Origin of the sequence: Achromobacter sp. 2789STDY5608621, assembly GCF_001299375.1 — a bacterium.
In the GTDB taxonomy this organism is placed as follows: domain Bacteria; phylum Pseudomonadota; class Gammaproteobacteria; order Burkholderiales; family Burkholderiaceae_B; genus Achromobacter; species Achromobacter insuavis.
Genome location: NZ_CYTU01000012.1, coordinates 151,372 through 162,796 on the forward strand (window position 1 = coordinate 151,372; position 11,425 = coordinate 162,796).

Consider the following 11,425-nt stretch of genomic DNA (forward strand, 5'->3'; position numbering starts at 1 on the left):
TGGCGCTGCCCGTCCGTTCCTTGGGCAGCAGGTCGCCGACGAACGCCATCGTCAACGCCATCATCACCGCGGCGCCCGCGCCCTGCAGCGCGCGCGCCGCCAACAGCAGCCCGAGCGAGGACGCCAGCCCGCACAGCGCCGAGGCCGCCGTGAACACGGCGATCCCGGCCAGCAACAGGCGCCGCCGGCCGATCAGGTCGCCCAGGCGGCCGGCGCCGACCACGCACAGCGTGATCGCCAGCAGGTAGGCCAGCACGATCCACTGCACCTGGGAAAACGGCGCGTCGAACACGCGCGCCAGCGTCGGCAGGCCGACGTTGGCGCTGCTGGTGCCCAGCGACGCCAGCAACAGGGACAGGGCCAGACTGGCGAGCGGCCAGGCGACGGCGCGGGCGGCCGGGGCGGAGGAATGCGGAAGCGATTGCGACATGAAGGTCCGTAGCGGTTGGAAATGGCCATCCGGCACGCGCCGGAACAGCCCAACCGCCAGCGTAGGACTGCCGCGCCCATGGCGGAAGGCGCAGCATTTGCACTTTATTCGTGCGTTTGACGCCATCTCACGGCGGCGCCGTGCTACCGTCGCGCCATGTCCCGCCCCGATCTGAACCTGCTGCTCACGCTCGACGTGCTGCTCACCGAAGGCAACGTCGCGCGCGCCGCGCGCCGCCTGCGCCTGAGCCCCTCGGCGATGAGCCGGGCGCTGGCGCGGCTGCGCGAGACCACCGGCGATCCGCTGCTGGTGCGGGCCGGCCGCGGCCTGGTGCCGACTCCGCGCGCCCAGGAACTGCGCGACCCGGTCAGCCGCCTGGTGCAGGAGGCGCAGGCCGTGCTGCGCCCCGCGGAACTGCTCGATCCGTCGCGGCTGTCGCGCGGCTTCACGCTGCGCGTCAGCGACGGCTTCGTCGAGTATTTCGGTCCGGCGCTGATCGCCCTGGCCCAACGCGAGGCGCCCGGCGTGCGGCTGCGCTTCGTGCCCAAGCCCGACAAGGACAGCACGCCGCTGCGCGACGGCAGCGCCGACCTGGAAACCGGCGTGATCGGCGCCGCCAGCAGCCCCGAGATCCGCACCCGGGCGCTGTTTCGCGATCGCTTCATCGGCGTGGTGCGGGCCGGCCATCCGCTGGCCAAGGGCAAGGTCACGGCGGCGCGCTACGCCGCCGGCCAGCATGTGCTGGTCTCGCGCCGCGGCCTGGACAAGGGCCCGATCGACGAGGCGCTGCACGCGCTCGGCCTGGCGCGCGAGATCACGGTCATCGTCGCCGGCTTTTCCGACGCGCTGGCCCTGGCGCGCGCCTCCGATCTGATCGCCAGCGTGCCCGAGCGCCACACCACCAACCTGCGCGCCGGCATGCACAGCTTCGCGCTGCCCGTGGAAGCGCCCGGCCTGACGGTCTCGATGCTCTGGCATCCGCGCATGGACGCCGATCCCGGGCACCGCTGGCTGCGCGAATGCGTGCGGCAGGTGTGCGCGGCGTGAGCCCGCGCGGCGCCGCTCAGGCCCGCAACGTGACCCGCTCGGGCCAGCGCCAGGATTGCTCGCGGAATTCCTGCGGCGGCATGTCGTAGGCGCGGCGGAACGCGCGGGCGAAGTCCGAGGCGCTGCCGAACCCCAGCCCATAGGCGATTTCCATGACGCCCAGGTGCGGATAGCGCACCAGTTCCTCGGCCGCCAGCCGCAGCCGCAGGTGGCGGATGTAGGCGCCCAGCCCGCCCTCGTGCTGGAACAGCCGGTACACCGTCGGCCGCGGCAGGCGCAGCGCCTGGATCACCGAGTCCGGCGTCAGGCCGGCCTGGTGCAGATTGGCCTGGATGTAGCGCCGCACCTCCGCGAACATCGCCGCCCGTCCGGCGGCGCGGGCATTGCCCGCCAGCCGCGCGTCCTTGCCGAAGGCGGCCAGCAGCAGGCGCGCACAGGCGGTGATGTCCGCCTCGGCCTGCGCCAGGCCCAGGCCGCGCACCGATTGCCCCAGCGCCGCCGCCTGCCGGATCGCCAGCCGCGCCAGCGGCGTGGCGTCGCCCAGCATGCGGCCGTGGATCGCCTGCGGATCCGGAAACACTTCCTGCACCAGGTCCGCCGGCACGAACAGCGTCAGCAGCCGGCAGGCCTGGCGCCGCATGCGCATCGGCTGGCCCAGGTCCACCGCCACCACCCGCGCCGCGGCGCCGTCGGCGGCGGGCCGCGGCCCATTGCGCACCGCCAGCTCGTCCACCCCGCCCTCCAGGAACACGTGCAGGGCGAAATCCCGGATGTGGTCGCGCGAAATGCGCACCAGCGAGCGTTCCAGCTGCATGGCGTCGGAACGGCAATCGGTGAACATCAGCCGGCCGGCGCGGTAGCGGTCGATGGACGCATTGAAAGGCTGACGCAGCGCGTCGCGGCTGGGCAGCACGTCGACCACGTGCCCGACCTGGTCGCGCCAGGCCAGCAGGCGGCGCTCAGGCGCCTGCGCCGCCACATCGAAATGATGGTGGGCGATCTCGGACGGCAGGCGCGGCGGTTGGCCGGCGGGGTAAGCACTCGGGTTCATGCTTGCGGGTTGCCGCGCGGATGGCGCGGACTCGGGGGGCCGAATATGACAAAAAGTAAATCCGGCGTCACCCACCAAAAACTGAGACGCACGGTATAGCCACGAGACTAACAGTATCTAAGCTTGCCAGGAGATTCCGCAAGACGTACGCGGACTCGGGCCGAAGTACCGCATGCCAGCGGGGCGCCGCGCCGGGACTGCCCGGCGCGCGCCGCAAAGCATTTCGCGCATTCCCCTCACGGGGAATGCGCGCTTTTTTTCATTCATCCGTCTCGCGCGCCGCCGCCAGCACCTGCTCCAGCATCCAGTCATGCCCGGGAATACCCGCGTGGCGCGCATGGAACAGCACCTTCAGCGTATAGGCCGGCGCCGCGAACGGCGCGGGATAGACCGCCAGGCGCGCCGCCGGCCCCAGGCGCCGCGCCAGCCGCCGCGGCAACGTCGCCAGCAGGTCGGAACCGGCCACGATGAAAGGCGCCGCCAGCAGGCTGGGCAGCTCCATCGTCACCTGGCGGCGCAGCCCCTGCCGTTCCAGCGCGCCGTCGATCACCCCGCGCCCCTCGCGCCAGGGTTTCACCGCCAGATGGCTGGCCGCCAGGTATTGCGCCAGCGACAGGCTGCCGCGAACCTCGGGATGATCCTCGCGCGCCACCACCACGTAGTCGTCGGTGAACCCATCGCGCGCCTGCACGCCTTCCGGCAGCGCCACCGGCCCCTCGTCGAACCCCAGCGCGAAATGCGCGCGTCCGGCCGCGAGGTCGTCGAAGGAATCCTGCCGGGTCGAGTACACCGCGCGCAGCCGCAGCCGGGGCGCCAGGGTGCGCAGGCGCTCGGCCAGCGCCGGCAACACCGCGTAAGCCGTGTAGTCGGTGACCGCGAAGACAAAGGCCTGGGTGCTGTCCGCCGGCGCGAACGGCCGCGCGCCGTCCAGGCTGCCGCCCAGCGCCTGCAGCGCCTGGCCGATGACCGGCGCCATCGCCTGGGCGCGCGCCGTGGGCTGCATGCCGCTGCCGTAGCGCACGAACAGCGGATCCGACAGCGCGCCGCGCAGCCGCGTCAGCGCGTGGCTGCAGGCCGACGGGCTCATCGCCAGTTCCTCGGCGGCGGCGGCCACGCTGCCCAGCCGGACCAGCGCGTCGAACACCAGCAGCAGATTCATATCCAGGCGGCGCAGCGCTTCATGCATGGCATGCACTCCCTATTGAAAACAATGCAGTGCATGCATTTTATCGAGCCGCTACCATACCGGCTTTGCCGCCATCCTGGGCGGCCCGCCTTCCCGCCCCTCATGCCCGTCCTGACTTTCCGCGCCCCCACCCCCGCCGACGCCGACCGCTGCTTCGAGATCGAAAGCACCGCCTACGAAGGCGACGAAGCCGCCACCCACGCCAAGATCGCCACCCGCATCGCCCGGTATCCGCAGGGTTTCCTGCTGCTGGAGGAGGACGGCGTCATCGTCGGCTTCATCAACAGCGGCTGCGCCCGCGAGGTGGTGATGGCCGACGAGGCCTTCAAGGAATTGGTGGGCCACGATCCCGCCGCCCCCAACGTGGTGATCATGTCGGTCGTGGTGGACCCCGCCCATCAGGGCAAGGGATATGCCACGCGGCTGATGGATACCTTCGTCGAGCAGACCCGCGGGCTCGGCAAGCAGACCATCCATCTGATGTGCAAGGAGCGCCACGTCGCGCTGTACCGCAAGCTCGGCTACCAGTACGTGCGGCCGTCGCCGTCCGATCATGGCGGCATGGCCTGGCATGAAATGGTGATGACGCTGTAGAACGCAAAACGGCCGGTTGCGCGCAACCGGCCGCCTGGCGCGGGGCCCTGGCGCCCCGCCTCAATCCAGCTGGATCTTGGCGCTGTCGATGATCTGCTTCCAGCGCCGCGTTTCCTCGGCCGACAGCTTGGCCAGGTCTTCGCTGCCGCCCGGGAACGGCACCGCGCCCTGCTCCGCCAGCTGCCCCACCAGCGCCTTGTCGTTGGCGATCGCGATCACCGTGTCCTGCAGCTTGCGGATGATCTGCGGGTCCGTGCCGGTCGGCGCCATCACGCCGTACCAGGATTCGACGACCGCATCCTTGACGCCGGCCTCGGCCAGCGTCGGGATGTCGGGGATCGACTCGCTGCGTTTGTCGCTGGCCACCGCCAGCACCCGCACCTGCCCGGATTTGACGTACGCCAGCACGTTCGGCAGGTTGGCGAACAGCACCTGCACCTGGCCCGACAGCAGGTCCGACGTGGCCGGCCCCGCGCCGCGGTAAGGCACGTGCTCGAAGCGGGCGCCCGAACGGAACATGAACAGTTCGCCAGTCAGGTGGTTCACCGAGCCGATGCCCGCCGAGGCCATGTTCAGCTTGCCCGGATTGGCCTTGCCGTACGCCACCAGCTCGGCCACCGTCTTGGCCGGCGCGTCCCTGGACACCGCCAGCACGTTCGGCACGGTCGAGAACAGCGCCACCGGCGCGAAGTCCTTGTCGGCGTTGTAGGGCAGGTTCTTCGATATCAGCGGCAGGATCGACTGCTGCCCCATCGTCGCCAGCAGCAGCGTGTAGCCATCCGGCGCCGCCTTGGCCACGAAGTTGGCGCCGATGCTGCCGCCGCCGCCCGGCTTGTTCTCGACGATCACCGTCTGTCCCAATGCCTCGGACATGCGGTTGGCCAGCAGGCGTCCCATCAGATTGACGGTGCCGCCCGGCGCGAACGGCACCACCAGCGTGATCGGCTTGGCGGGATAGACCGGCGCCGCGCGGGCCGCCGGGTTGAGGCTCAGGGCGGCGGCCAGCGCCACGGCGAGTTTGGGCAGTGCTTTGAACATAATGGAATTCCCCTTGGTTTGATTTATACGGCGGCGCCTCAGGCGGCGGCCATGCCGTTTTCCTGATGAACCAGCGCGTGGGCGCGCCGTTGCAGCGTCTCGCGGGCGTCGGCGACGCGTTGCCGGGCGGCATCGATGGACGCCTGGCGCGCGTCGAGGACCGCATGCTGTTCGCGCAGGTGCGCCCGCACCGATTGCGGCGCCGGGCCGCCCGGCGACAGCCGCGCGGCCACGTTGCGCACCGGGTCGAGGCAGGCGGCGATGTCATCGGCCGCCAGCGCCACCGGCCGGCCCAGCTGTTGCTCGGCCGCCGCCGCGATCATCGCCGGCGGGATCGCGCGCGCCGGCAAGCCCTGCTCCAGCGCCTGCCGCACCACCGCGCCGATGATGTGGTGCGCGTCGCGGAACGAGGCGCCGGCCTGGCGCACCAACAGGTCCGCCAGGTCGGTCACGGTCGAGAAGTCATCCGCCGCGCGCGCCACCATGCGTTCGCGGTTCGGCGCGACCTGCTCGACCAGCAACTGGATCAGTTCCAGCGCCTTCAGCGCTTCCTCGCAGGCTTCCCAGCAGGTGCGGGTGCTTTCGCGGCTGCTGTCGCCCGAGTGGGTGAAGTGGGTCGACTTGACCGTCGACAGCGCCGCGCTGGTCAGGCCGATCAGGTGGCCGGTCTTGCCGCGCAGGTATTCCAGCACCGCCGGGTTCTTCTTCTGCGGCATGATGCTGGAGGTGCTGGCGATGCTGTCCGGGAACGACAGATAGCCGAACTCCGGCGTCGACCAGATGTAGAAGTCCTGCACCATGCGGCTGCAGGTGATCATCATGATCGACAGCGTCGCGCTCAGTTCCAGCGCGAAATCGCGCGAGGCCACGCTGTCCAGCGCATTGGCCAGCGGGCCGCTGAAGCCCAGCAGCGCGCTGGTGCTGTCGCGGTCGATCGGGAACGAGGTGCCGGCCAGCGCGCAGGCGCCCAGCGGCGAGGCGTCCGCCGTCTCCAGCACGTGCGCCAGCCGGCCGATGTCGCGCGACCACGCATCCACCAGCGCCGACAGGTAATAGCCGTAGGTGATCGGCTGCGCCGCCTGCATGTGGGTGTAGCCCGGCATCACGCAATCGGCATAGCGCTCGGCCTGCGCCAGCGCGGCGCGCGACACGCCGATCAGCGCGCTGCCGATGCGCGCCGTGAAATCGCGCGCCCGCATGCGGTCGATGGTCGCGCCGATGTCGTTGCGGCTGCGGGCGGTATGCAGGCGGCCGCCCAGCTCCTGCCCCACCGCCTTGATCAGGTGCGCCTCGTAGTTGAAGTAGGCCTCTTCGCGCGCCGCGTCCAGCTCGACCGCGTGCGGGCCGTCGGCCTGCATTTGCAGCAGCGCCCGCGCCAGCCGCCGCGCGGCGTCGTGATCGACGATGCCGCGCTCGCGCAGCATCAGCAGGTGCGCCAGGTTGATCTGCGTGAGCATGTCGAAGTTGGCGAAGAACTCGCGATTCAGGCGCGGCAGGAAGAGATGCTCCAGCACCTCCCTGGCCAGGGGTTGCTTGAGACGGGCGCTGACTTTGGATTCCATATCGGTCCGGAGGGAAGCAAGGAAAACCGTAGTCTCCTGCCGGGCCAATTCATACGTCAAATCAGATTCTTACGACTTCTAATACAAAAATGATATGATTTGACCCGCTCGTCTCCGGACCGTCGAACGCATGAATTTCAAACAAGTCGAGGCCTTCCGCGCCGTCATGATGACGCGCTCCATGACCACCGCGGCCGGCCTGCTGCATACCTCGCAGCCCAATGTCAGCCGCTGGATCGCGTTACTGGAAAAAGCGCTGGGATTCGTGCTGTTCCAGCGCGTCGGCACCCGCATCATTCCGACGCCCGAGGCCGAGGCCTTCTACGCCGACGTCGAGCGCGCCTTCATCGGCCTGGAATCGCTCAACGACAGCGCCAGCTCGATCCGCCGGCGCGGCACCGGCCTGCTGCGGGTCGGCGCGGTCGGCTCGATCACCCAATGCGTCCTACCCGACGCCATCCGCCTGTTCCGGCACAAGCACTCGGACATCCCGGTGGTGGTCAATACGGGCGGCTCCGACGCCGTCGCCAAATGGCTGGCCACCGGCGTCTGCGACATCGGCTTCTGCTCGCTGCACACCGACCTGCCGGGACTGCGCTACGAGCGCATCGACACCACCCACGGCGCCGCCATCGTGCCGCGCGCGCATCCGCTGGCGGCCAAGGCCATGCTGACGCCCGCCGACTTCCGCGACCAGGATTTCATCTCGCTGCCGGCCGGCAGTTTCAACCGCGCCGCCATCGACCGCCACTTTCCCGACGACGCCCGCGTGCTGTCGATCGAAACGCCCTACGCCACCACCATCTGCAGCATGGTCGGCAAGGGGCTGGGCGTGTCCATCGTCAACCCGGTGGTGCCGCGCGCGCTCGGCATCGCCGAGCTATGCGAAATCCCGTTCTCGGAAAAAGTGGAGTTCCACAGCTACGCCGTCACCTCCGAGCATTACCCGGTCAACACGCTGGCGCGGCGCATGGCCGACTGCGTGCGCGAGACGTTCGCGGCGCTGCAACGACCCGCGGCGGCGCGTTAGCACGCCGGCAGCGCCGGCGCTCACTCCTTGGCGCGGAACGGTTCCGACAGCGCCAGGTTGCGCTCGAAATGCGCCAGATAGGCCTCGGCCAGGGCCGGATTGTTCCAATTGACCAGCGCGTTCTCGGAATTGCGATGCGCCGCCGAATCGACGAAATTGAAGCTGCCCAGCTCCACCGTCTCGCGGTCGGCGATCAGCACCTTGTCGTGATGCAGGTGGAAGGTCGACACCATGCGCACATCGATGCCCGCCTCCACCAGCCTGGCCAGCGCCTCGCGCGCCTTGCCGCTGTGGTCGGTGACGAGATTGCGCTTGTAGTCGGCCAGCACGGTCACCGCCACGCCGCGTCGCGCCGCCTTCACCAGCGCGGCCGTGACGGCGGGGCTGGAAAAGCTGTAGGCCAGCACCTTGAGCTCGGTCCTGGCCGACGCGATCACCCGCAACACCAGCTGCTCGGCGCCGCCATCGGGCGAAAAGCCCACTTCGAGCGTGCCGGCCGCCGGCACCGCGATCGGCGGCGTGGGCGGGATCGCGGGCGTCGGCCGGTTGGCCATGGCCGGCCCCACGGGCAGCAGAACCAGCGCGGCCAGAAGCGCGCAGACAGACAGGCGGAAGTTCACGGCAATCATCCAGGAAGGAAGTGGCGCGCCTTGCCGGTCACGGCACGAAGGGCGGCGGCGCTGGCGTACTGTACTCCAGCGCCGCCGCTCAACGCGCCGCCCGCCGCCGGCCAGGCTTGAAGCCGTGGACCCTGGCGCGCCATGCCACCGCAATCGCCAACGCCAGCAACACCAGGATGCCGCGCGGCAGCGCCTGCGCGCCCGCCGTTTCAAGCAACACCCCGCCCAGCGCCCCGCCCGCGGCGAACGCCAGGTTGAACACCGTCACCAGCATCGATTGCGCCACCTCGGCGCCCTCGCCCGCGGCATCCGCCAGCGCCGTCTGCAACAGCGTGGGCGCCCCGCCGAAACTCGCGCCCCACAGCGCGATCGCGACGTACACGGCCGCGCCCTGCGCCCATCCCGCCCCCAGCGCCAGGGCCACCAGCGCGAATCCGCCCAGGCTGGCCAGGACCAGCGCCCGCAGGCCCCGGTCCACCCACAGCCCGGTGAACCAGATGCCGCCCAGCGCGGCCACGCCGAACACCAGCAGCGCCGCATCGACACGCGCGCCCAGGCCGCGCGACGCCATGAACGGCGCGATGTACGTGTACAAGGTGTAGTGCGCCAGGATCCAGAGCAGGATCACGCCCAGCACCGGCCGCACGCCCGGCGTCATCCAGACCCGCTTCAGCGGCAGGCGGCGGCTGGCGGCCTGGCCGGGATAGTCCGGCACCGCGCGCAGCACCCACGCCGCCAGCGCCAGGCTCAACCCGGACAACGCGCCGAACACCGCGCGCCATCCCGCCAGCTCGCCCAGCCACGCGCTCAGCGGCACGCCGAACGCCAGGGCCAGCGGAATGCCGACCATCGCCAGCGCCATCGCCCGCCCCTGCAACGACGCCGGCGCCATCCGCCGCGCGTAGCCCGCCAGCAGGCTCCAGGCCAGTCCGGTGGCGACCCCGGCCAGCAGGCGCGCCGCCAACGCCAGCCCGAAAGACGGCGACACCGCCGTCACCGCATTGCCGACGATGAATCCGGCCACCGCCAGCAGCAATACCAGGCGTCGGCGCCAGCCGCGCAGCGCGAGCGTCAACGGCATCGCCGCCAGCCCCGAGCCCAGCGCGCACGCCGTCACCCACTGCCCCGCCCAGCCCTGCGACACGCCGAAGCCCCGCGCAATCTGCGGCAGCAGGCCTGCGGCCACGGTTTCGTTGGCGGTCGCGATGAAGCTGCACATCGTCAGCGCCAGCAGCGCCGCCATCGGCAAGCCTGGCGCGGCGGCCTGCCGCTCCGCATGGCCCGCCACCCCGGAAATCCCGTCCATGTCCCGCCCTCCTTGCCCAGGGGCCCTGCCCCGATTGAAGAGGCGCCAGTGTGCGTCTTGCTGTTTTGTTTGATAATTGGCCTGTAATTTGAATGACTTTCAAATCTGGATTTGAAATGGCGACAGACCGATTGGGTGACATGCGTTTATTCGTGGAAGCGGCGGCCTTGGGCAGCCTGTCCGCGGCCGGGCGCAAGCTGGGCCTGTCGGCCGCCGCCGCCAGCGCCCGGCTGATCAAGCTGGAAGCCGCGCTGCGCACCCGGCTGTTCCACCGCAGCACGCGCCAGCTGCAACTGACCGACGAAGGCCGGCTGTACCTGGCGCACTGCGAGATCGCGCTGCGGGCCGTCGACGATGCCGAAGCGGCGCTGCAGGCGGGCCAGAACGCGGTGCGCGGCAAACTGCGGATCTCGGCCTCGGCCGATTTCGGCCGCCACCTGCTGAGCCAGTGGCTGGATGAATTCAGCGCCGCGCATCCGCAACTGAAAATCGCGCTGACGCTGTCGGACTCGCTGTCGAACCTGCTGCAGGACGACATCGACCTCGCGATCCGTTTCGGCCGGCCACAGGACGGCACGCTGGTCGCCCGCCCGCTCGCGCCCAACTGGCGCGTGCTGTGCGCCTCGCCCGACTATCTGGCGCGGCATGGCGTGCCGCGCACGCCCGCCGACCTGGCGCATCACACGTTTGTCGTGCTGGTCACCGCGGCCGGCCCCTTGAACACCTTTCACTTCGCGCGGGACGGCCAGCCCGAGACCTACACCGTGCCACTGGAGCAGGCCTGGGAAACCAACGACGGCGCGCTGGCGCGCCGCTGGGCGCTGGCCGGGCGCGGCATCGCCCGCAAGACCATCTGGGACGCCGCCGACGACATTCGCGCCGGACGCCTGGTGGCCCTGTTGCCGGAATACCGCGTGGCCGAAGCCGGCGTGCATGCCGTGTTCCACGGCACCCGCTACCTGGCGCCGCGGGTTAGGCAACTGCTGGATTTCCTGGTGGCGCGCTTCGCCCAGGCCGGCGCGGAGCTGCCGGCGGACGGACCGGCGCGCGACGCCCCGGCGCGAGACAGGCGGCCTGCCCGCGCCTGAAGCGCTACGCGGTCTTGCCCATCACTCGCGACAGCACGCGCTGCGCGCTGGCCTCGCGGGTCGTGCCATCGGGGCGGGTGCCGACATCCCGCATCAACGCCACCAACTGCCGCTTGCTGTGGACCAGCCGCAGCTCCAGCGCTTCGATCTTGGCGACCTTGCGCCGCAGCGCGACCCGCAGCATGGCGTGGTCCCAGACTTCCTGACCCGACGGCAGCAGCGGCCGGATCTCGTCCAGGCTGAAACCCACCTGCTCCGCCACCGTGATGAACGCCAGCGCCAACAGGGTCTCGGGCGGATAGGCGCGGCAGCCATCGCGCGGGCGGGGCACCGTCTCGAGCAGGCCGGCGCTCTCGTAGCTGCGGATCCGCGCGGGCGTCAATCCGGTGCGTTGGGCCAATTCCCCGATGTTCATTCCTGACCTTGTAAAAAAAAGCGCCGGCGAAACGCCGGCGGGCGCCGGGCCGCGCCCC

General features: G+C 70.5%; 12 protein-coding genes. 4 read left to right on the top strand and 8 right to left on the bottom strand.

Features of this window, described 5'->3' with window-relative positions:
• Positions 1 to 430, bottom strand: a 430-nt coding sequence (locus AOZ53_RS14540; protein ID WP_156333397.1) for an MFS transporter, incomplete at its 3' end; no start/stop codon positions are given.
• Between the two features lie 156 nt (positions 431 to 586).
• Here AOZ53_RS14540 and AOZ53_RS14545 point away from each other — a divergent pair.
• Positions 587 to 1,477, top strand: a complete 891-nt coding sequence (locus AOZ53_RS14545; RefSeq protein ID WP_054434664.1) for a LysR family transcriptional regulator — start codon at positions 587 to 589, stop codon at positions 1,475 to 1,477.
• A 16-nt stretch (positions 1,478 to 1,493) separates the two neighbouring features.
• On the opposite strand, the gene AOZ53_RS14550 is transcribed toward AOZ53_RS14545, so the two are convergent.
• Both AOZ53_RS14550 and AOZ53_RS14555 read right to left on the bottom strand, forming a co-directional pair.
• Complete coding sequence (locus tag AOZ53_RS14550) at positions 1,494 to 2,528, bottom strand: AraC family transcriptional regulator (RefSeq protein WP_054434662.1); 1,035 nt, start codon at positions 2,526 to 2,528, stop codon at positions 1,494 to 1,496.
• Between the two features lie 259 nt (positions 2,529 to 2,787).
• Positions 2,788 to 3,714 carry a LysR family transcriptional regulator gene (locus AOZ53_RS14555; protein ID WP_054488294.1) on the bottom strand — a complete coding sequence of 309 codons (927 nt, stop codon included), beginning with the start codon at positions 3,712 to 3,714 and terminating at the stop codon, positions 2,788 to 2,790.
• A 102-nt stretch (positions 3,715 to 3,816) separates the two neighbouring features.
• On the opposite strand from AOZ53_RS14555, the gene AOZ53_RS14560 reads away from it, so the two are divergent.
• Entirely contained in the window at positions 3,817 to 4,308 is a 492-nt protein-coding gene (locus tag AOZ53_RS14560; RefSeq protein ID WP_054434658.1) for a GNAT family N-acetyltransferase, read from the top strand.
• 60 nt (positions 4,309 to 4,368) lie between these two features.
• On the opposite strand, the gene AOZ53_RS14565 is transcribed toward AOZ53_RS14560, so the two are convergent.
• Both AOZ53_RS14565 and argH read right to left on the bottom strand, forming a co-directional pair.
• Positions 4,369 to 5,346: a Bug family tripartite tricarboxylate transporter substrate binding protein gene (locus AOZ53_RS14565; protein WP_054434656.1), complete on the bottom strand. Its 978-nt coding sequence runs from the start codon at positions 5,344 to 5,346 to the stop codon at positions 4,369 to 4,371.
• A gap of 38 nt (positions 5,347 to 5,384) precedes the next feature.
• A complete protein-coding gene (gene argH, locus AOZ53_RS14570; protein ID WP_054434654.1) occupies positions 5,385 to 6,908 on the bottom strand; it encodes an argininosuccinate lyase in 1,524 nt (507 codons plus the stop codon).
• Positions 6,909 to 7,038: 130 nt separating this feature from the next.
• On the opposite strand from argH, the gene AOZ53_RS14575 reads away from it, so the two are divergent.
• Entirely contained in the window at positions 7,039 to 7,938 is a 900-nt protein-coding gene (locus tag AOZ53_RS14575; RefSeq protein WP_054434651.1) for a LysR substrate-binding domain-containing protein, read from the top strand.
• 20 nt (positions 7,939 to 7,958) lie between these two features.
• On the opposite strand, the gene AOZ53_RS14580 is transcribed toward AOZ53_RS14575, so the two are convergent.
• The gene (locus AOZ53_RS14580; protein WP_231690616.1) at positions 7,959 to 8,558 is read right to left on the bottom strand and encodes a phospholipase D family nuclease; all 600 of its coding nucleotides are present in this window, start codon (positions 8,556 to 8,558) and stop codon (positions 7,959 to 7,961) included.
• A gap of 88 nt (positions 8,559 to 8,646) precedes the next feature.
• Positions 8,647 to 9,864 (bottom strand): MFS transporter, encoded by a 1,218-nt coding sequence (locus tag AOZ53_RS14585; RefSeq protein ID WP_054488296.1) that lies wholly within the window; start codon positions 9,862 to 9,864, stop codon positions 8,647 to 8,649.
• A 116-nt stretch (positions 9,865 to 9,980) separates the two neighbouring features.
• Here AOZ53_RS14585 and AOZ53_RS14590 point away from each other — a divergent pair, with 116 nt between their 5' ends.
• Entirely contained in the window at positions 9,981 to 10,952 is a 972-nt protein-coding gene (locus tag AOZ53_RS14590) for a LysR family transcriptional regulator (protein WP_054488298.1), read from the top strand.
• Positions 10,953 to 10,956: 4 nt separating this feature from the next.
• Here AOZ53_RS14590 and AOZ53_RS14595 read toward each other — a convergent pair whose 3' ends face one another.
• Positions 10,957 to 11,367 (bottom strand): MerR family transcriptional regulator, encoded by a 411-nt coding sequence (locus tag AOZ53_RS14595; RefSeq protein ID WP_054434645.1) that lies wholly within the window; start codon positions 11,365 to 11,367, stop codon positions 10,957 to 10,959.
• Between the last annotated feature and the right edge of the window lie 58 nt (positions 11,368 to 11,425).

Coding starts and splice junctions, on each gene's coding strand:
- AOZ53_RS14585 (WP_054488296.1), bottom strand. CDS start 9,864: ATGGACGGGATTTCCGGGGTGGCGGGCCATGCGGAGCGGCAGGCCGCC.
- AOZ53_RS14555 (WP_054488294.1), bottom strand. CDS start 3,714: ATGCATGAAGCGCTGCGCCGCCTGGATATGAATCTGCTGCTGGTGTTC.
- AOZ53_RS14590 (WP_054488298.1), top strand. CDS start 9,981: ATGGCGACAGACCGATTGGGTGACATGCGTTTATTCGTGGAAGCGGCG.
- AOZ53_RS14550 (WP_054434662.1), bottom strand. CDS start 2,528: ATGAACCCGAGTGCTTACCCCGCCGGCCAACCGCCGCGCCTGCCGTCC.
- AOZ53_RS14560 (WP_054434658.1), top strand. CDS start 3,817: ATGCCCGTCCTGACTTTCCGCGCCCCCACCCCCGCCGACGCCGACCGC.
- argH (WP_054434654.1), bottom strand. CDS start 6,908: ATGGAATCCAAAGTCAGCGCCCGTCTCAAGCAACCCCTGGCCAGGGAG.
- AOZ53_RS14565 (WP_054434656.1), bottom strand. CDS start 5,346: ATGTTCAAAGCACTGCCCAAACTCGCCGTGGCGCTGGCCGCCGCCCTG.
- AOZ53_RS14595 (WP_054434645.1), bottom strand. CDS start 11,367: ATGAACATCGGGGAATTGGCCCAACGCACCGGATTGACGCCCGCGCGG.
- AOZ53_RS14545 (WP_054434664.1), top strand. CDS start 587: ATGTCCCGCCCCGATCTGAACCTGCTGCTCACGCTCGACGTGCTGCTC.
- AOZ53_RS14575 (WP_054434651.1), top strand. CDS start 7,039: ATGAATTTCAAACAAGTCGAGGCCTTCCGCGCCGTCATGATGACGCGC.